This is a genomic window from Blautia segnis, assembly GCF_014287535.1.
GTDB lineage: Bacteria > Bacillota > Clostridia > Lachnospirales > Lachnospiraceae > Blautia_A > Blautia_A acetigignens.
Genome location: NZ_JACOOT010000002.1, coordinates 12929 through 36532 on the forward strand (window position 1 = coordinate 12929; position 23604 = coordinate 36532).

Below are 23604 nucleotides of genomic sequence, written 5' to 3' on the forward strand. Positions count from 1 at the left end.
TATCTCACCCTTCTTTTCTATATCTGGAAACCACCAGGATCAGACTGATAAAAGCTGCGGCAAACAAAAGCTGAATGCCAATTCCAATCAGAACCTGTCCAAGAAACTCTGGACTTAAGGTGTGGTGCCTGCTCAGGATCTCATTCACCTGTTCATACCAGTAAACAGGCAGAAACTGTGCGAATTTCAGCACGGATTTGTCCATCACATCCATAGGAACAAACACGCCGCAAAGGAAGCACATGGCAAGGGAGACCAGGTTGGCCACACCGCTTAGAAGGTTGCTGTTTGTGATAAACATACCGATCAGATAGGAAAGGGACAGAGCCACTATCAGCATGGTAAAGGTATTCAAAATATAATAAACACAAAGTCCCGACTGCCAGAAGCGGCTTCCATACATGAAGGTCACGCCCAGGAATCCGATCAGCCACAGTATTACGCCGATCATTCCCGTAGCCAGCAGCCCTTCCACAGACTGGCGTCTCACAGAAATGGCAGAAGCCTCCATTCTTTTCTGAATATCTCCCTTCTTGAATGCCATCAGAATATATCCCATGGTGTAGCACAAAGCCCCCAGAAACAGATAAGGAATATAGCGGAAGTAATAAGTATAAGGGGAAGTATCGCTGGTTCCGGAATCAAAGGTAAGCTTGGTAACCGGCTCATGGGTCTCTTCTTTGACTGCCTGGATGGCTTTCTCCTGGGAAAAGCCGGCAGCCAGATAGGTCTGAATGGTGTTCAGATAGCTGCTGATCTGCTGATCCACATAAAAGGAACTGTAGGATCCGGGAACCTTTGTTACCTTCAGGCTTTCCCCGTTTACCATGCAGGTCTCATAGAAATCAGCCGGAATCTGAAGGATATATTCCACATTGCGGTAAAAAAGATTCTCCTGAAGTTGTTCCGGATTATTGTCCATAAGCATAACGTGATGGATGCCGGACAGATAATCCACAAGCCCCTGGGCTAAGGTTCCCCCATCCTCATTTACCACTCCAAGATCAATGCTTGCAGTTTCAAAAAGACTGTCCTCGCTTTTTCCTGCAGCAAACTGCATGACTATGGCTACACTAAAAAAAATAGCAAGATACATGATCACAAGTCCGATATTTTGTCTCAAAATTTTCATGTAACACTTAAATACTGTCATAGCTTTCCCTCCGAATCAGTAAAAAGGAAGCAGTTACCAGAAGCACGCTCATCAGGGCAAGGGTGATCAGATTCCGGTAATAGCGTCCCATATCGTCATACACATTGATGCAGTAAAAAGCATCGGAAATCAGCGCTGCCGGATTAATCCGGTTGAGAAACGGCGCATTTTTTTCCACCAGATCCTTCATGGTGTTGTTCATCAGTCCGGAAAGGAAACTGCAGACCATGGAAATGCCAAGGATAATTCCGATTTTGATGCCCTCCTTCATTTTTCCAAGGCTTCCCACGAAAATACCCATGGAAACGCCGATCAGGGAGCCAAGGAAGGAAATGAGAAGCATACGCCCTATCTGTCCCTCAAAATCCAGCTTCAGAATATAGCGAAGATAGAGAAGCAGCACGATCACATCAAAGTATCCCAGCAAAAAGGCAGAAATCTGCTCGGAAAGGATCAGCTTCAGCTTGTGTGTGGGCGTGACGCAGCGCCTTGCAGCCAGGGCTGTGATATTGGCCTGCAGGCTTACCGCAGAACCAAACCCGATAAAGCATCCGTACAGGCAGGCCATTGCAATCAGCGCATAGAAAAACTGGGCGTTTCCGTTGATGGTCCGTCCGCCAAGGGAAACCTCAGTAAGAAACTCCTGACGGTTCAGCATCTGCCGGATCCCTGCCCATAGGCCGGAAGGATGGGTGCGCACAATGGTGCGGATGGTGGTTTTGCCGGTTTCGTAGCTGGAAAGAACGGACTGCAGGATACTTTGGGGAATGCCGCTTGCAGAAACGGTAAGGGAAGGTGTTTCTCCAACCACATAAATACCGGAAATCTGCTCATTTTCCAGCTGGCTGCATGCCTCATCGTAGGTCAGCTCCTTTGTGGAGATCAGCTGGTCTGCATTGTTTTCCACCTGGTCCAGAAACATCAGAAACAATGTATCTGCCTTTTCCTGGCGGACAACGGCTACGGATACCGTCGCGAAATCTGCATCGTTAATGTTTCCGAAGGCGAAGTAAAACATGGTTCCCAGAAGAATGGGAAACACAAGGGGCCAGAAGGTGGTGCCGAAATTTTTCAGCTTTACAAGAAGATTATATTTGATTAAGTGCAGCATAACAAATCCTCCCTAGTCTCTGAGCTGTTTTCCGGTGATTTCCAGAAAGACGTCATTTAAGGTGGGAAGCTCAGAGGAAACCTGGCCGAATGTGATATCCTGGCTTTGCAGGTAATTCAAAAGCCGGATCAGGTTGTGCCTGGCTCCTGTGCAGCGGACGGTGAGAACCTGGTCCTCATAGTGCAGGTCAAAAACATGGGGAAGAGTCCGGATTTCTTCCAGATTTTTTTCCGTGAGAGGAATGGCCTCTATGGTAATGGTCTCCCCGGTTTTGATCATTTTTTTCAGCTCTTCCCTGGTGCCGGAGGCGATTACATGGCCGTGATCCATAATGGCGATCCTGGTGCAGATCTGCTCCACCTCTTCCATATAATGGGAAGTGTAAATAATGGTGGAGCCCTGTTCATTCAGCTTTTTGATCCCTTCCAGGATCTTATTGCGGCTTTGTGGGTCAACGGCTACCGTTGGCTCATCCATAATGATCAGACGGGGCTTGTGGGCAATTCCGCAGGCAATGTTGAGACGGCGGAGCAGTCCGCCGGAAAGCTTTTTTGGGTGCATTTTGCGGTAATCGTCAAGGCCTGCAAAGGTGATGGCTTCCTCCACAAGGGCCTTCCTTTTTTTCTTGTCCGGGATATAAAGCCCGCAGAAATAGTCAATATTCTCATAGACAGTCAGTTCATCAAAAACAGCCACATTCTGCAGAACGATTCCAATCTGCTGTTTTACTTTATAATTATCCGGCCGCATATCTTCGCCAAAAATCCGGATGGTTCCCTTATCATATTTCAAAAGGGAAAGCATGCAGTTGATGGCTGTGGTCTTGCCGGAGCCGTTTGGTCCAAGCAGTCCGAAAATCTCGCCCTCTGCAATTTTTAAATTCAGGTGGTCAAGGGCTACTAAGTTTCCATATCTTTTTACCAGATTTTCAATCTGAACAATATTCTCTGACATCATTTTCCTCCTCGTTCTTACGATACCATCAGTATAAAAGAAAAAGCCGAAGGATCCAAGTGCCGGATGTCACAGCCTTCACATGACAAATGTCATAAAATGCCAGAAGTTTCTTTACGAGCAGGCATCTGTATACTATAATGAACAAAAGCCTGACGCAAAATAAGAAAAAAGAAGGTGGTAAAATGGGATACTTCACAGATTGCGGACTGCTTGTGCTTCTGAGCTTTTTGCGGCTGTTTTACCGTCTGCCGGATGCAGGATTTCTGATCGCATTTTTGTGCACGGTGATTCTGGTGTGCAGCACTTATGCCCTGGGGAAAAAATGTATCCGTATAGTTCTTGGCGCAGGAATGGGACTTCTGGCTCTTGTGATCCCGGAAATGTTTTTCTTTTATCCCTGCCTTTTTTATCTTTTTTTCTGTGAAAAAATGCCCCTTCTGGCCCTGGGAGCCTGGGCGCTTTTGGTGTGCCGGACTATGGGAAGCTGGGAAAACGGCCTGTTTTTTGCGGCAGCAGGAAGTCTTGGCCTTTTGTTTGCCTTTTTTATGGAAAGAAACACAAGAAAGTGCAGTTCCCTGGAAGAAGAGCTAAAAAGAACCAGGGACGATTCCAGGGAGCGTGACCTTCTTCTTTCCCAGAAAAACAAGGCCCTCCTGGAAAAACAGGACTATGAGATCTATAACGCCACCTTAAAAGAGCGAAACCGTATCGCAAGAGAAATCCACGACAATGTAGGCCATGTGCTTTCCCGGTCCATTCTCATGCTTGGGGCAGCCAGGACCATGAACAAGGAAGCCGGGCTTGCAGCTCTTCTTGAAAATCTGGAGGACTCCCTGAATTTTGCCATGAACAGCATCAGAAGCAGCGTCCATGACCTTCATGATGAAGCTGTGAATTTAAGAGAAGCAGAGGAAGGGCTTGTGCGGGACTTTACTTTTTGCCAGGCAGAGCTGACTTACGACATGACGCAGGAAATCCCACGGGAAGTGAAATACTGCTTTATCAGCATTACCAAGGAAGCTTTTGCCAATATTATGAAGCACAGCAACGCCACAAGGGTGCAGCTGATCCTGCGGGAGCATCCTGCCCTCTACCAGATGTGCGTGGAGGATAACGGGACCGGTGTCGTGTATGATCCGGGAAATGCGGGAATCGGCATCCTGAATATGAAGGACCGGGTGAAGGCCCTTGGCGGAACTTTGCAGATTTCCACCAGAAAGGGCTTTCGGATTTTTATCACCATTCCCAAGTGAGTGGTTTGCAAAAATGCAGCATGGAAGGATAGTTGAATGAAAATCATAATCGTAGACGATGACTGCCTGGTGGCAGCAGCATTAAAAACCATTCTGGAAGTAAACGAGGACGTGCAGGTAGCGGCAACAGGCGTAAATGGAAAGGAAGCCTGCCAGCTTTATGAGGAATATCAGCCGGATGTGCTTCTCATGGACATCCGCATGAAAGAGATGGACGGATTGGAAGCTTCCCAGAAGATCCTGGAGAAATTTCCAAAGGCCAACATTTTGCTTCTGACTACCTTCGCAGATGACGAATATATTGTAAAAGCCCTGCGGCTTGGGGCAAAAGGCTATCTTTTGAAGCAGGATTACGGAAGCATTCTTCCTGCCATCCGGGCTGTTGATTCCGGGCAGACAGTATTCGGAACCCAGATCACTTCCAGGCTTCCGGAGCTTCTCATGGGAAAACAGGGCTTTGATTATGGAAGCTATGACATCAATGAACGGGAGCTTGAGATCATCCGGCTGATCGCCAACGGGTGCAGCAATAAGGAGATTGCGGCGGAGCTTTTCCTCAGTGAGGGAACGGTGCGCAATTACCTCAGCTCCATTTTGGAAAAGCTGCAGCTGCGGGACAGAACCCAGGTAGCCGTATTTTATTATCAGCACAGATAGGAGAAGCCGGGAATGAACAATGAGCTTCCCATTCCGGAGAAAAAGTACACCTCAGTGAAGAACACGCTGCAAAAACTGTTACAAAATCAATGAAAATGTAAAAAAATACACATTCCAGGGGAAAAGTATGTTATAATGGGCTCACTTAACCAAACAAGGAGAACCGATTATGAGTGAATATGTAATTATAACAGATACTTCCGCAGATATTCCTGCGTCTGTTCTGGATAAAGGTCAGATCCATCTGATCCCTATGGTATATCAGTTAAATGGAGAGGAGCATCCCCATAAGGACCCGGGAAGCTGGGACAGCAAAGCCTTCTATGACCAGCTTCGTAATGGAGGTACCGGAAGCACCTCCCAGATCTCCCCGGCTGTATACACCGATTATTTTGAGCCCTTTTTGAAAGAGGGCAAGGATATCCTCTATATTTCCCTTTCCGGCGGTCTTACTTCCACCTGGCAGAGTTCCCATCTGGCAGCCACAGACCTGATGGAAGAGTATCCAGAACGTAAGATTTCCTGTGTGGATTCCCTTGCAGCCACAGGCGGACAGGGTATTCTGGTGATCCTGGCAGCACAGAATCAGGAGAAGGGAATGTCCCTTGAGGAGAATACCGCATGGCTGGAAGAGAACCGTCTGCACATCTGCCACTGGTTCACCGTGGATGACCTTGATTTCCTTAAGAGGGGCGGACGCATTTCCCCGACCATCGCCTGGATCGGCGGCAAGCTGAAGATCAAGCCGGTGCTTCGCATTGCAGAAGATGGTACCCTGGCAATCCCGGAGAAGGTGCGCGGTTCCAAGGCTGCCATGAATACCATCGTTTCCAAGTATGTAAGCTCCGGATTAAATGAGGTGCATCCTTATGTATTCCTTTGCCATGGAGATGCTCTTGAGCAGGCAGAGAAAGCCAAAGCAGCCATTTTGGAAGCTGTGCCGGGCGCGCAGGTTACCATTATGCCAATGAGCCCGATCATCGGAATCCATACTGGTCCTGGTGTGCAGGCTGTGATTTATTTCGGCAATAACCGCTAGAACTCACTTAAAGTTCCAAATGTATATCCCATTTCTTCCCATTTGCCCAGCAGTTCATCCAGAATCTGCCCGTTTGTGGAAGAAGTATTGTGAAGCAGGACAATGGCACCCGGGTGGATCCGTTTCAGAAGCTTATCAAAGGCTTCCTCTTTGGTCGGCTGTTTGTCCTGGTACCAGTCTACATAGGCAAGGCTCCAGAAGAAGGTTTTATACCCAAGCTCCTTTGCCATAGACAGATTGGTGGTGCTGTAAATTCCCTGAGGCGGCCGGTAGAATTTCGTCATGGATTCTCCGGTCGCTTCTTTATACAGATTTTCCACGCCCTCCAGCTGCTTCTTAAAAGCCTCCATAGAGGAGATCCCGGACATATCCGGGTGGGTGAGGGTGTGATTTCCTACCGTGTGTCCTTCTGCGATCATTTCTTTTACCAGATTCGGATTGTCTTTGATAAAATTTCCAACTACGAAAAAGGTGGCTTTTGCATTGTGTTTCTGCAGCGCGTCAAGAATCAGAGGGGTATTCCCGTTTTCATATCCGCAGTCAAAGGTAAGGTAGATTTTTTTCTCCTGAGTATCTTTGGCAAAATAGGCATCATAGGGGGCAAGCTCCTCCATGGAAGCGTTTCCCACAGGGCGTTTTCCTTCCTCCTGGAAGCTCAGTCCCCAGCTGTTGCTGCCAGACGCAGTGGTTACGGCCTCCGGTGTCCGAAAGTGCTGAACTGTGACCCGGGCCGCCTCACCTGCAAGAAAAGACAGGGCAAAAAGCAGGGGGACGCCAGCATAGTGGAGGAAATCTTTGATTACCGGGATTTTTTCAGAGGAAAAATTAGAAATCTGGGAGGGAAGCCTAAAAGGGCGTTTAAAAAAAGAAGGTCTGGAGAATTTCATGGAAACCTCGGGATGGGTTTTCTAAAGATATATGAGAGAAGAAGAGCGGGTATGCCAAAAAGGAAAGGCCTGTAAGGAACCGGGGAAAAAAGGGCATCAATTAAGCCACCAGCATCGACGTTTACTGGTGGCTTAAATCTGATCCATATCCAATGGAATGTACCTCACTTTCTTAAAATAGATTATGCGTCTAAAACAATTGGAATTAAAGGCTTAAGTTCTTGGTGGACTGTACCTTCCTTTGCTTAAATTATAAAAGAATTAAGATAAAGCGTTTAGGTTTCTGGTGGTCCGTACCTCTCTTTCTTAGATTATAAGTGGTAAATTATGTTTTCGGTGGTCTCACTCCTTTTTGTTTTATTTTGTTCTCCCTTTTGTTTTATGAGCTTACTATAACAGATTACTTCTTATTTGTCAACAAATAATTTGAAAAAATATTATTTTATTTAAAATAAAAAGTTTATATGCATAAAAAGAATACAAAATTCAGACAATATTATAGCGAAGAATGTGGTATGATGTGACTGATAGGAAATATAGTTTTTCAACGCGCTAAAGTGTATGAGGAACAAAAGATGAGGAGGAAAAAAAGATGTTGAACAATATTCTTGACGAATTAAAACTGAATGCTCTTGTAATCACAGATCCTTATAACATGCGTCATGTTAGCGGATTTCGGGGAGGAGAGGGCGCTTTATATATTTCTGCCACCCAGAAGGTGCTGATCACAGATTCCCGTTATACCGAGCAGGCTGGAAAAGAAAGTGATTTCACAGTCATCGAGGAGAACCGTGCCCACAACCGTCAGACCATTTTGAAGGAGTGCATGGAGAAAGAAACTGTGAGCGGTGATTTCCACATGGGATATGAAGACCAGTCCATGCTCTGCTGCGAGTTTGACCGTATGAAGGCTGCCCTTCCGGTTCAGGTTTGGACTCCGCTTGGAACCAAGATTGATGATCTGCGCCAGATCAAGACCGAGGAGGAGCTGACTTATCTTGCAAGAGCAGAGGAAATCGGCGACAAAGCATTTGAAAAGCTTCTGAAGGTAGTAAAGCCAGGCATGACAGAGCTTGAAGTTGCTGCAGAGCTGGAATACCTGATGAAAAAAGAGGGTGCTGAGGATTTAAGCTTCAATACCATCATCGCTTCCGGCTTGAATTCTTCCATGCCTCATGCCATTCCAGGATACAAGAAACTGGAAGTGGGGGATTTCGTTACCTGTGATTTCGGATGCAAATACAAGGGATACTGCTCCGATATGACACGTACTTTTGTCCTTGGAAAAGCAAGCGAGAAGCAGAAAGAAATCTACAATGTGGTATTAAAGGCACAGCTTGCAGGTCTTGCAGCCGTGAAGGCTGGAGTCAGCGGCTCAAGCGTGGATAAAGTTTCCAGAGATATTATCGCAGAGGCCGGATACGGCGAATATTTCGGACATGGACTTGGACACAGCGTTGGTCTGTTCATCCATGAGAGCCCCCGTCTTTCCCCGGCTGATGATACTATTCTTCAGGCTGGCATGATCGAGACTGTTGAGCCTGGAATTTATGTACCTGGCTTTGGCGGCGTGCGTATTGAGGATATGGTAGTGGTAACAGAGGATGGCTGCCGCAACCTGGCACACTCCCCGAAGGAGCTGATTGAGGTTCCGATAGAAGAATAAATATTAAAAAGTTAATATTGTTATTGAAATGCAGAAAGGAATAAGAAAATGCTGAAACAATTATCAATTTTCGCGGAAAATACAAAAGGAAGAATGCAGGAGGTAACCGGAATCCTTCTCCGGGAAGATATCAATATTTTAGGATCCGTTACCAATGACAGTGCAGAATACGGAATTGTCCGCATGGTAGTGTCCAAGCCGGAGAAAGCACTGGAGGCGCTTACCAAGGCTGGTTTTATCTGCAAGCTTAGCGATGTACTTGGAATCGAAGTAAAGGATGAGGTTGGTAACCTGAACAACCTTCTTCTCAGCCTTCAGGAGAGCAACATCAACATCGACTATCTGTACCTGTCCTTTAACCGTGCAACCGGACTTCCGATTATGGTGCTCCATGTGCCGGATATCTGCGAGGTAGAGGCTTGCCTGACAAATAAGGGATTTAACTCTATTTCTGAGGTACACTAAAATTTGTTTGCGTAAGGCTTTCTGTAAAGTGTGAGGTACATTTGGCAGGAAGCCTTTTTTCAGATATGGTTTCGTTTACGCATAGAACCGGAAAGAACGGGAAAAACTACCTCCATAAATCTTTAGGAGGTAAGGAAATGTTACGGTATTTGCCTATTCGGAAGATTCACGCAAGACAAGTTCTGGACTCCAGAGGCAATCCTACTGTGGAAGTAGAAGTAACAGTAGGCGAAGGAGTCATCGGAATCAATGGATATACAGGACGCGCTATCGTTCCATCCGGCGCATCCACAGGAAAATTCGAAGCTTTGGAGCTGCGGGACGGCGACCGGGGAAACTACACAGGATTAAGCGTCCAAAAAGCAGTGGACAACGTAAACACCAAGATTGCAGAGGCAATCCTGGGAGAAAATGCCCTGAACCAGACGTATATTGATTCTTTGCTGGTTCAGACAGACGGCACGGACAACAAAAGCAATCTGGGAGCTAATGCTACCCTCGGGGTGTCCATGGCAGTGGCGCGGGCGGCGGCCATGGCCCTTCGCATTCCCCTTTACCAGTATATCGGCGGCTGTCACGCCTGCAGAATGCCGGTTCCCATGATGAATATTTTAAACGGGGGCAGGCATGCGGACAATACGGTGGACCTTCAGGAGTTTATGATCATGCCTGTGGGAGCTTCCTGTTTTTCAGAGGGAATCCGCATGTGCGTGGAAATCTACCAGGCGCTGAAAACCATTCTGAAGAAGAAAAACCTGTCTACAGCAGTGGGAGATGAGGGCGGCTTTGCCCCGGACCTGAAGGATTCCAGGGAGGTGCTGGAGCAGATCCTGGAAGCGGTCACCAAAGCCGGATACGAACCAGGGGAGGATATTGGCATTGCCATTGACGCAGCGGCCAGTGAGCTTTATGATGAAAATAAGGATGCCTATTATTTTCCGGGAGAAAGCAAGATGACGGGAAAAGAGGTTCTTCGGGATGCATCGGAGATGATCGATTATTACGAGATGCTTCTGGATGAATTTCCCATTGTTTCTATTGAAGACGGGCTGCAGGAGGATGACTGGGAAGGCTGGAAGGATATGACCAGCCGGATTGGAAACCGGGTGCAGCTGGTTGGGGATGATCTTTTTGTCACCAATATCAAAAGGCTGTCCTGTGGAATCAGGCTTGGAACTGCCAATGCCATTCTGATCAAGGTGAACCAGATCGGAACCCTGACAGAATCCTTAGAAGCAGTGGAGCTGGCTGCCCGGGCAGGTTACAGAAGCGTGATCTCCCACAGATCCGGGGAGACAGAGGATTCCTTTATTGCAGATCTGGCAGTGGCCACAGGTGCCGGACAGATCAAAACAGGAGCTCCCTGCCGGTCCGACCGAAATGCTAAGTACAACCAGCTGCTTCGGATCCATGAACAGCTTGGCGGGTTATCGGTGTATGAGAATCCGTTTGCATGATTCTGGCAGCAAATGCTGTTTGGGTGCACAATAATTTGCCAGAATACGGGAAAAAAGAGTTGAAATCTAAAGTGGGCTATGGTACAATATCCTCTAGTTGATTAGGAGGTGTAACCACGTGCAGATTTTGAGAACGATATTGACAATTCTTTTTGTTATAGATTGTATTGCCCTTACCGTAGTAGTTCTGATGCAGGAAGGCAAGTCCCAGGGACTTGGCGCTATCGCCGGAGCAGCAGACACATACTGGGGTAAGAACAAGGGACGTTCCATGGAGGGCGGACTTGTGAAGGCAACTACTATTATGGGAGTTTTGTTCTTTGTACTGGCAGTTGTATTAAATCTGAATTTCTAAGAATGAACTGGGAAACACTCTTGTTGATCTGATCACAAGAGTGTTTTTTACTATGAAAGTCCTGTCCAGCAGCTGCGAATGAGCCATGCTTGCATGGACGAATTCGCAGATATTGGACGGGCTAGACCGTATGAGTAAGTAGGGCGATAGCCCGGATTACGAATACGGTCGGCAGTTACGGGAGCACCGTAGGTGCGGAGTAACTGACTTTCATGGATATGTCGCCGACAGGCGACATATCCTCATTGCACGTGTGTTTGACATAGAAAAGGAGATAAATGAGTAAAGACAGAGATTTTGACAAACGAAAAAAATTTATGATGGAGCTTCTGGGTGACCCGGTGTACCAGCCTATGCGCTTTCGGGAGATCGCAGGCCTGCTCCGCCTTTCCAAGGATGAGAAAAAGGATCTGTACCGTGTGCTGGATGACCTGGTAGCAGAGGGCAAGGCAGACCTGGATTCCAAAGGCCGCTATTCTAAGGTAACCGGAAGAAAGCGCGGAAAAGAAAAGCTTCATAGAAGAAAAGAAGAGAAATCCGAGAAGCGCCTGGACAAATACAAGGAGGAAGCATCCGGAAGAAAATCAAAGAAAAATTCCGGGGACCGCAAAGAGAAATATGGCTCCCGCAATGACCACGGACGTGACGGCCGGGGCAGATACGAGGACAGGCGCTCTGGCAGACGTTATGAGGAGAAAGATCCGGAAATTCGTCTTGCCCGCCTGGAAACGGAATACGCAGACTGCCCGTCTGTAGAGGGAACTTTCATCGGCCATCCCAAGGGCTTTGGCTTCGTGGAAGTAGAGGGCGAAGAAAATGACGTATTTATTCCCGAGGATTGCACCGGAACGGCTATGCATCAGGACAAGGTTCGTGTTATAATCACAAAAGAGCCGCAGGAAGGCAGGCGCAGGGAAGGAATCGTAGTGAAGATCCTGGAACGCGGCATGCCGGAAATCGTGGGAACCTACGAGAACAGCCGGGATTTTGGCTTTGTGATCAGCGACAATCCCAAGTTTTCCAAGGATGTATTCATTCCCCGCAAGGATTCAAATGGGATCAAGGACGGAGATAAGGTAGTTGTGGAGATCACCAGCTACGGAAGCAAGAACCGCAACCCGGAAGGCAGGATCAAGGAAAATCTTGGCAGCTGCCGTGCACCGGGAACCGACATCCTTGCCATTGTAAAAAGCTTCGGTATTCCAAGTGAATTCCCAGAGAAGGTAATCCGACAGGCGAACCGCGTGCCGGATCGTGTGCTGGATGCAGACCGGGATGGAAGACTGGACCTTCGCCATCTTCAGACCGTCACCATTGACGGGGAGGATGCCAAGGATCTGGACGATGCAGTTACCCTGACCAAAAAGAACGGCATCTATCACCTGGGTGTTCACATTGCAGATGTCAGCAACTATGTCCAGGGAGGAAGTGCCCTTGACCGTGAGGCACTGAAGCGCGGAACCAGCGTTTACCTGGCTGACCGCGTCATTCCCATGCTTCCGGAGCGGCTTTCCAACGGCATCTGTTCTTTGAACCAGGGACAGGACAGGCTGACCTTAAGCTGCCTGATGGACATTGATGAAAAAGGCAATATGGTTTCCCACAAGATCGCAGAGACGGTGATCTGTGTGGATGAACGAATGAATTATACAGATGTGAAAAATATTCTGGAAGATACAGACGAAGAAGCAAAGAAACGGTATGCAGATCTGGTTCCCATGTTTTTCCTGATGAAGGAGCTTTCCCAGATCCTGAGGGGAAACCGTCACCACAGAGGTTCCATTGATTTTGATTTCCCGGAAAGCAAGATCATTCTCAATGCAGCAGGCCGTGCCATTGACATCAAGCCTTACGAGGCAAATGTGGCAACCCGGATCATTGAGGATTTCATGCTCATGGCAAACGAGACAGTGGCAGAAGAGTGCTGCAGAGACGATATGCCGTTTGTATACCGTACCCACGAGAATCCGGATCCGGAGAAGGTGGAAAGCCTTCTCACTCTGCTTCACAATCAGGGTGTTACGGTGCAGAAAATGGGACAGGAGATTACTCCAAAGGAGATTCAGACGATTCTTGAGGGAATTGAGGGACTTCCAAATGAACCACAGATCAGCCGCCTGACCCTTCGTACCATGAAGCAGGCCAAGTATACCACTGAGTGCAGTGGCCATTTTGGGCTGGCAGCCAAATATTACTGCCATTTTACCTCCCCCATTCGTCGCTATCCGGATCTTCAGATCCACAGAATCATTAAGGATAAGCTGCGGGGACGTCTGGAAAGGGAAGGAAAGACAGAACACTATAAGGAAATCCTTGAGGATGTGGCAAGACAGTCAAGTGTATGCGAGCGCCGTGCAGATGAGGCAGAAAGAGAATCCGATAAACTGAAAAAGGCAGAGTATATGTCCTATCATATTGGAGAAGAATTTGAGGGAATCATTTCCGGCGTTACCGGATGGGGCTTTTATGTGGAGCTTCCCAATACCGTAGAGGGACTGGTACACGTAAATACGCTGAGAGATGATTACTATACCTTTGATCAGGACGCCTATGAGCTGCGGGGAGATGTGACCGGAAAGGTTTTTGCCCTGGGACAGAAGGTGCGCGTGCGTGTGGCAGAGGCAGATACAATGCTTAAGACAGTAGATTTTGTTCTGGCAGAGCAGCATGACTGGTAAATAGTATTATGATTAGTGTCACCTACAGGTGACAATCCATACAGGGAGGAACTTATGGCAAAGAAACCAGGAATCAAACTGATTGCAAATAATAAAAAGGCCTTTCACGATTATTTTATCGAGGATACTTATGAGGCTGGAATCGCCCTTGCAGGAACGGAAGTAAAATCCCTTCGCATGGGAAAATGCAGCGTAAAGGAATCCTTTGTGCGAATCCAGAATGGAGAGGTTTATATTTACGGAATGAATATCAGTCCATATGAAAAAGGAAATATTTTCAACAAGGATCCCCTGCGCATTCGCAAGCTTCTGCTTCATCGCAGCGAAATTAACAAAATGGAAGCAAAGCTGAAGGAAAAAGGACTGACCCTTGTGCCGATCAAGGTCTATTTCAAGGACAGCCTAGTAAAGGTTGAAATCGGTATGGCAAGAGGTAAGAAGCTTTATGACAAACGCCAGGACATCGCCAAGAAGGATCAGAGAAGAGAAGCTGAGCGTGATTTTAAAGTGAAAAATCTTTATTAGAAGAGGTCAGGTATGGAAGAGAAAAAACGTGTGATGAAAACGGTGGATGATTCCCGTACGGAGCAGGTGCATCTGATCATGCACCAGCATCTGAATGCAGGAGGAAGGCTGTTCGGCGGAATGCTGATGCAGTGGGTGGATGAGGTATCCGGCGTGGTTGCCATGCGCCACTGCGGCACTTACCGTGTGACCACTGCAGCTGTGGATAATCTGCAGTTCAAGGAGCCTGTCTATGAGGGCGAGATCCTTGTGATGATCGGCTATGTGACTTATGTGGGCAACACTTCCATGGAGGTGGAAATCGATTCTTACGTGGAGCGTTCAGATGGAATGCGCTACATGGTGAACCGTGCATTTTCCGTGATGGTGGCAGTAAACGAGAAGGAACGGCCCACGCCCATCCCGGGACTTCTCATCCGCACAGAGGCCGAGAAAGGCCGCCACGAGGCAGCACTTCTTCGCAGGGAAATGCGCAAAGAAAGAAGAGACGCCGGATTCTGATGATCAAATTCCGGAAAGGAACCATAGCAGAAGAAATTCTGCTTCTGGTTCCTTTTTATTTTCCTGGTTTTCAAAGAGCTGTTTTTCTTGCACAAGTATAGACAATTTTTCCCATAAGCAAACATTCCGAAGTCCGGCAAAAAATCCTATAATGAGAATAAAGATTGGGGATAACAGGAGGATTTCTTATGCAGTATGGACATTTTGATAATGAAAACAGGGAATATGTGATTGACCGTGTAGACCTTCCCACCTCATGGACCAACTACATTGGCGTGAAGGATATGTGTGCAGTATTGAACCACACAGCAGGAGGGTATATTTTCTACAAATCACCGGAGTACCACAGGATCACCAGGTTCCGTCCAAACGGAGTTCCCATGGACCGGCCTGGACACTATGTATATTTGAGAGATGACGAGAGCGGGGATTACTGGAGCGTCTCCTGGCAGCCGGTTGGCAAGCCCCTTGATCAGGCGAAGTATACCTGCCGCCACGGCATGTCCTATTCCGTCTATGAATGCGATTATAGCGACATCTTTGCCTCCCAGAAAATGTCTGTAGCCATGGACGACCCGGTGGAAATCTGGGATGTGCGGATCAAAAACAACAGCGACCGCACCCGTAAGCTCAGCGTTTTTTCCTATCTGGAATTTTCCTTCCATCAGATTGCCATGGATAACCAGAATTTCCAGATGAGTATGTATGCGTCCGGTTCTTCTTATGAGGACGGAATCATTGAGTGCGACCTGTTCTACGAGGAGTTCGGATATCAGTTTTTCACAGCGGATTTTACACCGGACAGCTACGACTGTCTGAGAGATAAATTTATTGGCAGTTACCGCACGGAGGACAATCCCATTGGAGTTGAGAACGGCCATTTAAGCGGCAGCAGCGAGCTTGGAAACAACCATTGCGGCGCTCTGCACAAACAGCTGGTTCTGAAGCCAGGAGAAGAAGTGCGTGTGATTTTCCTTCTGGGAGAGGGTACCAGGGAAAATGGAAAGAAAATCCGTGCCAAATATGCAAATGGTCCGGCGGCAGACCATGTCTATGAGCAGCTGAAGGTATGCTGGGACAAGAAGATCAACCGCCTGCAGATCCATACCCCGGATGAGGGTATGAACACCCTGATCAACACCTGGACCCTGTACCAGGCAGAGGTCAATATTATGTTCTCCAGATTTGCATCCTTTATTGAGGTAGGCGGACGTACCGGACTTGGCTATCGTGACACCTCACAGGATTCCATGACCGTTCCTCATTCCAACCCGGAGAAATGCCGCCAGAGAATTGTGGAGCTTCTTCGCGGCCTGGTAAAGGAAGGCTACGGACTTCATCTGTTCCAGCCGGAGTGGTTCGACCCGGAAGAAAAAGGCAAAAAGCCTTTTAAATCACCTACCGTTGTGCCAACTCCTAAGCTTGACGATATGATTCACGGAATTGAGGACACCTGCTCGGACGATGCCCTGTGGCTGGTGGCTTCCATCAATGAATACATAAAAGAAACGGGAGAGTTTTCTTTCCTGGATGAGATCTATACCTATGCAGACGGCGGTGAAGGAAGCGTTTATGAACATATGAAACGAATCCTGGATTTCTCCTGCAGGCAGGTGGGAGAGGACGGCATCTGCAAAGGCCTTCGTGCAGACTGGAACGACTGTCTGAACTTAGGCGGCGGAGAGAGTGCCATGGAATTTTACCACGCTCTTTGTCCGTATTATCAGAATGATAAGATCGAGATCCGTGAGGCGGAGCCTTATTCCTACTGTCAGTTTGTTGTGGGAAAAGATCACACCGCTTTTGGAAGGGCCAGACATCCCTTTATGACTGGAACCGGCGGCTGGGCTTACTATTCCGCAACGCATTACATGCTTGGAATCCGCCCCGGCATGGATGCTCTTGAAATCGATCCCTGCATTCCAAAGGGCTGGGATGGCTTTACCCTGACCAGACAGTGGCGGGGTGCACAGTATGACATTACGGTAGAAAATCCGGAGCATGTATCCAAGGGCGTGTGCCAGATTTTCCTGGATGGAGCCCTGACGGAAAAAATACCGGTACAGGAAGCCGGAAGCACACACAAGGTGCGGATCGTAATGGGAAGCACCCAAGATGAGAAGGAGGAAGCAAAATGATAAAGTTCGGTACAGGCGGCTGGCGAGCCGTTATCGGAGATGAGTTTACGAGAGCGAATATCCAGATCCTGGCAGAAGCGCTTTCCAGGAAAATGCAGGATGAGGGAGTGGCAGACCAGGGACTTTGCATTGGCTATGACCGCCGCTTCCTTTCCAAGGAATCGGTTAAGTGGGCCTGCGAGACGCTGGCGGCAAACGGCATCCGCAGCTGGTTTGTAAACAAATCCTCACCAACGCCGCTGATCATGTACTACGTGATGGCACATGACCTGCCTTACGGAATGATGGTGACTGCAAGCCACAACCCTGCTATTTACAATGGAATCAAGGTGTTCACAAGAGGGGGCAGGGACGCAGATCAGGAGCAGACCCAGGAAATCGAAAACTACATCCGGAACGTGGAAGCAGACATAGAGGCTGGCAAAGCAGTTCCCCGCATGGATTACGAGGAAGCGAAAAATGCCGGGTTGGTTGTGGAATTTAATCCCCTGAACGAGTACATTGACAGCATTATTTCCAGGATCAATATGCAGGCCATCCGGGACAGAGGCCTTCGGGTGGCATTAGATCCCCTTTACGGCGTCAGTCAGACTTCTTTGAAGACGATTCTGTCCATTGCAAGATGCGAGGTGGAGACCATCCACGAACGCCATGACACCCTGTTTGGCGGAAAGCTTCCGGCACCCAATGCCACCACCCTTCGTCCGCTGCAGAATTATGTGCTGGACCGCTACTGCGATATCGGAATTGCCACAGACGGAGATGCAGACCGGATCGGCGTCATTGATGACACAGGAAGATTCCTTCACCCCAACGATATCCTTGTACTTTTGTACTATTATCTGGTAAAATATAAGGGATGGTCAGGTCCGGTGGTCCGTAATGTGGCAACTACCCATATGCTTGACCGTGTGGCCGAAAGATTTGGACAGGAATGCTGCGAAGTTCCTGTAGGCTTTAAGTACATTTCCGCAAAAATGCAGGAGACAGACGCTGTGATCGGAGGAGAATCCTCTGGCGGTCTTACTGTGAGAGGACATATTAACGGCAAGGACGGCATCTATGCAGCTTCCCTGCTGGTGGAGATGATCGCGGTCACAGGCAAAAAGCTTTCTGAGATTGCAAAGGAAATTGAGCAGGAATATGGGGAAATCCATATGGTGGAGCGGGATTACCGCTTTACCCCGCTTCGAAAGGAACAGATCCACAAGACTCTGATGATCGACAAACTTTTGCCGAAGCTGCCTTATGCCATCAGCAAGGTATCCTATCTGGATGGCTGCAAGGTATATTTCCAGAATGGAGGATGGATCATAGCACGTTTTTCCGGAACAGAACCTTTACTGCGCATATTCTGTGAGATGGAAAGTAAGCTGGCTGCCATGGAACTGGTGGACATCTTTGAGGAGTTTCTGGAATTAAAATAATGAATAAAGATAAAAAAATACGCTCTCTGAAATGGAAATTTGCAAAAATTATGCTGCTGTGCTGGGTACTTCCGTTCCTGGTGATCATTGGACTGGTCGGGTCCTACATGCTGATCACTCAGCGGGAGAACCAGATGGAACGTCTTGCTGCACAGGCCGGGCTGAATACCCGGACCTGCGCAGAGCGCCTGAACGGGGCCATCGCAGACTCCCGCCAGGCTACCTATGACGGTACCCTGTTTGAACAGTACAGGCAATATAGAAGGCAAGGCTCCAGCGGAGAGCGTATTTTTTCCAATGGAGTACAGAATTATCTGAATGCGCAGTACTCACACAAGAAAAATAATATTTTTACCGTATTGATGCTAAAAGAAGATCCGCTGAATAAACATTATACAAGCTATAACTTTGGTACCGGGGGAAGTTATGGCATGATCCAGCACTTTTTCAGCCAGGACCGGGATCAGGTATTAGAGCTGGCCAAAAGCCTGGATACGGCTGTGGGATTTCTGAAAACAGACAACGGCTTTTACATTGTCCGCAACATGATGGACCGCAGCTTTACCGCATGGGGAATTTTGGTGAGCCGGGTGAATGTTAACTACTGTTTTGAGCCTGTGAAAACTGCATGGGAGGATTTCCATGTGCAGCTGAACATATCCGGCAATCCGTTTGTAGAAGCTGGCAAGGTTGTTTCCATCGAGGACATCCGCGCTGAGTATCCGGAATATGCTTCCAATATGAAAGATGACATGATTCCGGCATCCCCGGCAGACGGCGTACAGTACGCAGTTCCATTCTATGGCTACTGGGAAGGCCTTTACGTAAACAAAGCAGTTATGGAAGCTGCCGGTGCTGAGATTCCTACCGCAGACACCACATGGGATCAGTTCCTTGAGACCTGCCAGGTGATCAAGAACGCAGGCTATACCCCAATCGCTACTTCCCTTGCAAAAGAGCCGCACTACTGGTTCGAGTTTGCAATTTACAATCACGACAGCGCAAAGACACACACCACAGTTCCGGAAGCTGTTGACGATGCAGCCGGAGAGGCTTGGCAGGCTGGTCTTGCAGATATCAAGGACCTCTATGAGAAAGGATTCTTATCCGAGAACACCAACACTGCAACCGGTGACGAGGTATTCCAGAGCTTCCTGGAAGGTAAATCTGCATTCTATCTTGACGGCTCCTGGAAAATGGGCGGTATCAAAGAAGGAACCGCTACCACCGCTCTGAAAAACGGTGCAGAGATTGACGAGAGCAGCCTTACCAACCTGGAAAAAGATGCCCTTGCAATGCCGAAGGACACCACTGGCATCACAGGCGCTGTACAGGATCTTGTTACACAGGATGAGAGAGCTCCGATCTTCGACAACATGCCTCAGATCGTAGAAGGACAGACTGAGATCACAGACGCTCTGCAGGAAATGCTTGATATCATTGAGGAAAATGCAGAATAAGCACCCTGAAAAATGAAAGCAGCAAACGGGCCGGAGGAGACGCTTCTCCGGCTCTTTTATAAGAAAGGGGTGTTACTGTGAACGTATATAAGAATAAAAAACCTGCATGGGTGTTTCTGATTCCTGCGTTTCTTTTCATGGCAGTATTTCTCTACTATCCGTTCCTTCAGAACATTGTAAACAGCTTTATGAAGATCCGGAATCTGGGCGGAGGAGCCAAAGGGGTCAACAATCCATTTTATAAAAACTATGCGGAACTGCTCACTGATCCAAACATGAGAGTGGCACTGAAAAATACCGTGATCATGATCTTTGTTACCCTGTTCGGTGAGGTAGGACTGGCCGTTATCCTGGCAATGCTGGTAGATAACGTAAAAAGAGGAACCAAGTTTTTCCGTATCGTATACTTTTTCCCAATCGTCATTTCTGCAACTGCACTTGGTGTTCTGTTCAACCTGATCTTCCAGTATGACGGAGGAATGCTCAGTCAGCTGGTTGGAGAGAAGACCAACTGGAAGGAGCTGTATCCGCTGACGGTTATGATGACTCCGGTTGTCTGGCAGTATGTAGGATTCTACTTCATCATTCTGGTAACCGGACTGAACAACATTCCGGAAGAACTGTACGAATCCGCAGCCATTGACGGAGCAACCAGATGGCAGAAGGTAAGATATATTTCCTGGTCGCTGCTTCACAATGTGGTCTGTACCTGCGCCGTACTTGCAGTGACAGTAGCATTGAAGGTATTCGATCTTCCATGGGTGATGTTCCCAAATGGGGCACCTCTTGGAAAAACCTGGCTGACAGGAACCTATATGTATTATAAGACCATGCAGGCACCTGACATTGATTACAGCTCTGCAATCGCGTTTTTCATTGTAATCCTTGGCGTGATCCTTTCAAAGGTGGTCAACAAAATTTTCAAGGAACGGGACTATTGATCCAGAAGGAGGAACAAAAAATGAAAAAAATCATATTAAGAGTGTGAATACATTCCTCATTTATATCGTTCTGATCTTCTGGGCGGTTACGACCATTTATCCGATCTTCTGGGTAATTTCAAACTCCTTTAAGGACAAGAAAATGATCATGTCCGATGCTTTTTCCCTTCCATTGGGAAAGCTGTTTACAACAGCCAACTACACAGACGCATTCTCCAAAATGAACATTCTCAATGCGTATAAGAACAGCATTATTATTTCAGGATGTGTGGCAGCAGTGGTGATCCTGCTGGCTGGCATGGCGTCTTTCGCTCTGGTAAGATACAGCTTTAAGGGCAGCAAGCTTCTGTACAATATTGTAATTGCGGCTATGATGTTCCCGGTTTTTTCCACGATCATTCCGGTATTCCGCATGGAGTTCGGATGGGGAATCGCAGGCTCAGGCAAAACCTGGATGTCGCTGTTATCCGTAATCCTTCCCCAGATCGCAGGAAATATGGCATTTGCCATCGTGGTGCTTACGGGATACATACGAAGCCTGCCTATTGATCTTGAGGAAGCGGCGTTTATGGAAGGCTGCAATGCCTACCAGATCTTCTTCAAGGTGATTATGCCTCTTACCAAACCGTCTTTTGCAGCTGTTGGAATCTTCAGCTTCCTCTGGAGCTACAACGATCTTTTTACCCAGCAGTTCTTCCTGAGAAACAAGGATGAGTGGGCGATCACAAGACTTCTTCTTGAAATTTCTTCCAAAGAGGGTACCAACTACGGTCTGATGGCAGCGGTTGTAACACTGGTAGTAGTTCCGCTTCTGATCGTGTATGTATGCTTGCAGAAATATATTGTAAAAGGTATGACAGCTGGAGCTGTAAAAGGTTAAAAAGGCAAAGGGCTGGGGAATTGTTGGAAAAGACAATTTCCCGTTTTTTGCTGTCCGGAAATTTTGACCTGGATCCGGCTTTCGGGTATAATAGAAATACAGCAAAAACTGCTGTAATGGGGGAGGAAAAAAGAAATGTACCATGTAGTGATCATTGACGATGAACCGATTATTGTAGAGGGAATTTCCAAACTGGTTCCCTGGGAAAAATATGACTGCTGCGTAACAGCCTGTGCCTACGGTGGAAAAGAAGGACTTGTTACCATCCGGGAGAAGAGGCCGGATATTATTTTTACGGATATTTCCATGCCCGGACTGGACGGGCTGAAAATGATCGCAGCTTTGAAATCCGAATTTCCGGATATGCAGATCAGCATTCTTACCGGATTTCGGGATTTTGATTATTGCCAGGAGGCCATCCGCCTTGGAGTGTGCAGATTTTTGCTTAAGCCTTCCAAGCTGGAGGAAATCGAGGAGGCTCTTGCTGTGATGGCAGAGAACCTGAAGAAAAAGGGCGTGGCTTCCCATGAGGAGAGTCAGGAAGAGAACAGCGCAGGAAGCTTTATTGTGAAAAATGCCCTTGCTTATATGGAAGAGCATTACAATGAGAAGCTGACGCTGGCTCTGGTTGCGGAAAAAAACTATGTAAGCCAGTGGCATTTGAGTAAGCTTTTGAATAAACATGAGAACCGGAATTTCTCCGAGATCTTGAATCAGATCCGGGTGGAGCATGCCAAAGAGCTTTTGAAGGAAATGCAGCTTCGCATTGTTGATATTTCAGAAATGGTAGGCTTCACAGATGTGGCTCATTTTTCCAGGGTGTTCAAGAAAATGGAGGGAATTTCTGCCAATGAATATCGAAATACAAGGCTTTGAAGCTTTTTTATAAATGTACAGAAAACATCGAAAAGTCTAAAAATTGTATGAAATCATTCCGCCTTCGGTTGACAAGTCTGCCATACTCTGTAATAATAATGGAGAACAAAAAGTGGAGAACTGGCATGGCGGATCCTGAACTTTCGCTGCACTGGTTCCGTTTTGTGGGAGGAATATATTATGAAAAAACGTTACTTAATTCTTGCAGCGATTATGATAACTGCAATAACAGCAGTCGGATGCGGTAAGAAGAAAACCGAAGAACCCAAGCAGGAAGCACAGGCAACTGTAACCCCTGCTGAGAATACAGATACAGCAGGCAATGATGAAGGCACACTGGTTGATATGCAGAAGTCAGATGACAGCGATATTAAGAATGTGATCGGTGATAAGACTACTACAGCATCCAAGCTGATTATTGTTAATGAAACAGGCTCTGATATTGCAGGTATTTATGTGCGTCCAACTACAGATGACGATGATGACTGGGGAGATGAGCTGATCAAGGGATTATTTACCCTGAAAGACGATGACAAGGCACTTTATTACTACGATAAGAACGTGAAGGACGCTTCAGGAAAGACAGTGACAAGCTTTGATATCCGCATTGTGTATGCAGACGACAGCCTGACAGACTGCTATTTCCGCAAGCTTCCTCTTACGACCATCACACAGATCACTTTGAAGATGGATGGAAGCGGAGATGACGCGATCCCGTATGCGACTTATCTCACTGCATCCAGCAAGAAGGAGACTTCTACTCTGAATGAGGTGAAGAAGCGCCTGGGACTGGATGACAGCAGCAGTGATGAGGAGGACGATGAGACTCCGGACCCGACAGCGACACCGGTTCCGAACAGCACGGCAGCTCCAACTGCCACACCGACTCCGAACAATCCGGCAGCTGATCCGACTGCTACACCGGTTCCGGATAATCCAGGCAGTAATGACGGTCCTACCGCAGACCAGGCGAAGTCCTATATCGGCCAGCCTCTTTCCAGTCTGATTGCAGCTCTCGGTGAGGCCAATGGAAGCGACTATGAGAATGAGCCAGAGACAGGTGAGACCGGCTATCATTATTACGATACTTTCACAGTTTCTACTACAGTAGATGAAAGCGGCAACGAAGTTGTTGCAGGTGTTTGGTAATTCATTATTAAAATATAAGGCAGGACAAA

Annotated in this window: 22 protein-coding genes; 18 read left to right on the forward strand and 4 right to left on the reverse strand. The window is 47.6% G+C overall.

Annotated elements, in window-relative coordinates; translation table 11 throughout:
- Positions 1–4: 4 nt before the first annotated feature.
- Genes H8S54_RS00220 through H8S54_RS00230 form a run of 3 tightly spaced genes read right to left on the reverse strand, consistent with a single transcriptional unit; the run spans position 5 to position 3206 of the window.
- Positions 5–1153 carry an ABC transporter permease gene (locus H8S54_RS00220; protein ID WP_173768035.1) on the reverse strand — a complete coding sequence of 383 codons (1149 nt, stop codon included), beginning with the start codon at positions 1151–1153 and terminating at the stop codon, positions 5–7.
- Positions 1140–2264, reverse strand: coding sequence for an ABC transporter permease (locus H8S54_RS00225; RefSeq protein WP_186900676.1), 1125 nt, complete (start codon positions 2262–2264; stop codon positions 1140–1142). The genes H8S54_RS00220 and H8S54_RS00225 overlap by 14 nt, the downstream gene beginning before the upstream one ends.
- Before the next feature lie 12 nt (positions 2265–2276).
- Entirely contained in the window at positions 2277–3206 is a 930-nt protein-coding gene (locus tag H8S54_RS00230) for an ABC transporter ATP-binding protein (protein WP_186900695.1), read from the reverse strand.
- A gap of 197 nt (positions 3207–3403) precedes the next feature.
- Here H8S54_RS00230 and H8S54_RS00235 point away from each other — a divergent pair, with 197 nt between their 5' ends.
- From H8S54_RS00235 to H8S54_RS00245, 3 genes are all read left to right on the forward strand, one after another.
- A complete protein-coding gene (locus H8S54_RS00235) occupies positions 3404–4474 on the forward strand; it encodes a sensor histidine kinase (RefSeq protein WP_117853573.1) in 1071 nt (356 codons plus the stop codon).
- Between the two features lie 36 nt (positions 4475–4510).
- Positions 4511–5131, forward strand: coding sequence for a response regulator (locus H8S54_RS00240; protein ID WP_021925551.1), 621 nt, complete (start codon positions 4511–4513; stop codon positions 5129–5131).
- A 169-nt stretch (positions 5132–5300) separates the two neighbouring features.
- On the forward strand, positions 5301–6170 hold the full coding sequence (locus H8S54_RS00245) for a DegV family protein (protein WP_186900677.1): 870 nt from the start codon (positions 5301–5303) through the stop codon (positions 6168–6170).
- Here H8S54_RS00245 and H8S54_RS00250 read toward each other — a convergent pair.
- A complete protein-coding gene (locus tag H8S54_RS00250; RefSeq protein WP_408610243.1) occupies positions 6167–6970 on the reverse strand; it encodes a polysaccharide deacetylase family protein in 804 nt (267 codons plus the stop codon). The genes H8S54_RS00245 and H8S54_RS00250 overlap by 4 nt on opposite strands.
- Between H8S54_RS00250 and H8S54_RS18000 the strand changes: the two genes are divergently transcribed.
- The 15 genes from H8S54_RS18000 to H8S54_RS00320 all read left to right on the forward strand — a co-directional run bounded on the left by H8S54_RS18000 (position 6881) and on the right by H8S54_RS00320 (position 23575).
- Complete coding sequence (locus tag H8S54_RS18000; protein WP_243000270.1) at positions 6881–7132, forward strand: hypothetical protein; 252 nt, start codon at positions 6881–6883, stop codon at positions 7130–7132. The genes H8S54_RS00250 and H8S54_RS18000 overlap by 90 nt on opposite strands.
- Before the next feature lie 517 nt (positions 7133–7649).
- Complete coding sequence (locus H8S54_RS00255) at positions 7650–8723, forward strand: M24 family metallopeptidase (RefSeq protein WP_021926595.1); 1074 nt, start codon at positions 7650–7652, stop codon at positions 8721–8723.
- A 48-nt stretch (positions 8724–8771) separates the two neighbouring features.
- Entirely contained in the window at positions 8772–9188 is a 417-nt protein-coding gene (locus H8S54_RS00260) for an ACT domain protein (RefSeq protein ID WP_021926594.1), read from the forward strand.
- Between the two features lie 137 nt (positions 9189–9325).
- Positions 9326–10645: a phosphopyruvate hydratase gene (gene eno, locus H8S54_RS00265; protein ID WP_173768039.1), complete on the forward strand. Its 1320-nt coding sequence runs from the start codon at positions 9326–9328 to the stop codon at positions 10643–10645.
- A gap of 118 nt (positions 10646–10763) precedes the next feature.
- A complete protein-coding gene (gene secG / locus H8S54_RS00270) occupies positions 10764–11000 on the forward strand; it encodes a preprotein translocase subunit SecG (RefSeq protein ID WP_117853505.1) in 237 nt (78 codons plus the stop codon).
- Between the two features lie 278 nt (positions 11001–11278).
- Entirely contained in the window at positions 11279–13678 is a 2400-nt protein-coding gene (gene rnr / locus H8S54_RS00275; RefSeq protein WP_243176579.1) for a ribonuclease R, read from the forward strand.
- Positions 13679–13732: 54 nt separating this feature from the next.
- Positions 13733–14203 (forward strand): SsrA-binding protein SmpB, encoded by a 471-nt coding sequence (gene smpB / locus H8S54_RS00280; RefSeq protein WP_021926591.1) that lies wholly within the window; start codon positions 13733–13735, stop codon positions 14201–14203.
- 12 nt (positions 14204–14215) lie between these two features.
- A complete protein-coding gene (locus H8S54_RS00285; RefSeq protein WP_021926590.1) occupies positions 14216–14704 on the forward strand; it encodes an acyl-CoA thioesterase in 489 nt (162 codons plus the stop codon).
- Between the two features lie 188 nt (positions 14705–14892).
- Positions 14893–16842, forward strand: a complete 1950-nt coding sequence (locus tag H8S54_RS00290) for a GH36-type glycosyl hydrolase domain-containing protein (RefSeq protein ID WP_117853503.1) — start codon at positions 14893–14895, stop codon at positions 16840–16842.
- Entirely contained in the window at positions 16839–18269 is a 1431-nt protein-coding gene (locus tag H8S54_RS00295; protein ID WP_186900678.1) for a phosphoglucomutase/phosphomannomutase family protein, read from the forward strand. The genes H8S54_RS00290 and H8S54_RS00295 overlap by 4 nt, the downstream gene beginning before the upstream one ends.
- Positions 18269–19729: an ABC transporter substrate-binding protein gene (locus tag H8S54_RS00300; RefSeq protein WP_243176580.1), complete on the forward strand. Its 1461-nt coding sequence runs from the start codon at positions 18269–18271 to the stop codon at positions 19727–19729. The genes H8S54_RS00295 and H8S54_RS00300 overlap by 1 nt, the downstream gene beginning before the upstream one ends.
- A 137-nt stretch (positions 19730–19866) precedes the next feature.
- Positions 19867–20670, forward strand: a complete 804-nt coding sequence (locus H8S54_RS00305) for a carbohydrate ABC transporter permease (protein ID WP_173768059.1) — start codon at positions 19867–19869, stop codon at positions 20668–20670.
- Positions 20671–20713: 43 nt separating this feature from the next.
- Positions 20714–21550, forward strand: a complete 837-nt coding sequence (locus tag H8S54_RS00310; RefSeq protein WP_021926585.1) for a carbohydrate ABC transporter permease — start codon at positions 20714–20716, stop codon at positions 21548–21550.
- 135 nt (positions 21551–21685) lie between these two features.
- Positions 21686–22426, forward strand: a complete 741-nt coding sequence (locus H8S54_RS00315; protein ID WP_173768043.1) for a response regulator transcription factor — start codon at positions 21686–21688, stop codon at positions 22424–22426.
- 180 nt (positions 22427–22606) lie between these two features.
- A complete protein-coding gene (locus tag H8S54_RS00320) occupies positions 22607–23575 on the forward strand; it encodes a hypothetical protein (RefSeq protein WP_202031113.1) in 969 nt (322 codons plus the stop codon).
- The last annotated feature ends 29 nt before the right edge of the window (positions 23576–23604 follow it).

Excerpts from the sequence above, each read along its gene's own strand:
- H8S54_RS00220 (WP_173768035.1), bottom strand. The coding sequence starts at position 1,153 with ATGACAGTATTTAAGTGTTACATGAAAATTTTGAGACAAAATATCGGA.
- H8S54_RS00225 (WP_186900676.1), bottom strand. The coding sequence starts at position 2,264 with ATGCTGCACTTAATCAAATATAATCTTCTTGTAAAGCTGAAAAATTTC.
- H8S54_RS00235 (WP_117853573.1), top strand. The coding sequence starts at position 3,404 with ATGGGATACTTCACAGATTGCGGACTGCTTGTGCTTCTGAGCTTTTTG.
- H8S54_RS00240 (WP_021925551.1), top strand. The coding sequence starts at position 4,511 with ATGAAAATCATAATCGTAGACGATGACTGCCTGGTGGCAGCAGCATTA.
- H8S54_RS00245 (WP_186900677.1), top strand. The coding sequence starts at position 5,301 with ATGAGTGAATATGTAATTATAACAGATACTTCCGCAGATATTCCTGCG.
- H8S54_RS00255 (WP_021926595.1), top strand. The coding sequence starts at position 7,650 with ATGTTGAACAATATTCTTGACGAATTAAAACTGAATGCTCTTGTAATC.
- H8S54_RS00260 (WP_021926594.1), top strand. The coding sequence starts at position 8,772 with ATGCTGAAACAATTATCAATTTTCGCGGAAAATACAAAAGGAAGAATG.
- eno (WP_173768039.1), top strand. The coding sequence starts at position 9,326 with ATGTTACGGTATTTGCCTATTCGGAAGATTCACGCAAGACAAGTTCTG.
- rnr (WP_243176579.1), top strand. The coding sequence starts at position 11,279 with ATGAGTAAAGACAGAGATTTTGACAAACGAAAAAAATTTATGATGGAG.
- smpB (WP_021926591.1), top strand. The coding sequence starts at position 13,733 with ATGGCAAAGAAACCAGGAATCAAACTGATTGCAAATAATAAAAAGGCC.
- H8S54_RS00285 (WP_021926590.1), top strand. The coding sequence starts at position 14,216 with ATGGAAGAGAAAAAACGTGTGATGAAAACGGTGGATGATTCCCGTACG.
- H8S54_RS00290 (WP_117853503.1), top strand. The coding sequence starts at position 14,893 with ATGCAGTATGGACATTTTGATAATGAAAACAGGGAATATGTGATTGAC.
- H8S54_RS00295 (WP_186900678.1), top strand. The coding sequence starts at position 16,839 with ATGATAAAGTTCGGTACAGGCGGCTGGCGAGCCGTTATCGGAGATGAG.
- H8S54_RS00300 (WP_243176580.1), top strand. The coding sequence starts at position 18,269 with ATGAATAAAGATAAAAAAATACGCTCTCTGAAATGGAAATTTGCAAAA.
- H8S54_RS00305 (WP_173768059.1), top strand. The coding sequence starts at position 19,867 with ATGGCAGTATTTCTCTACTATCCGTTCCTTCAGAACATTGTAAACAGC.
- H8S54_RS00315 (WP_173768043.1), top strand. The coding sequence starts at position 21,686 with ATGTACCATGTAGTGATCATTGACGATGAACCGATTATTGTAGAGGGA.
- H8S54_RS00320 (WP_202031113.1), top strand. The coding sequence starts at position 22,607 with ATGAAAAAACGTTACTTAATTCTTGCAGCGATTATGATAACTGCAATA.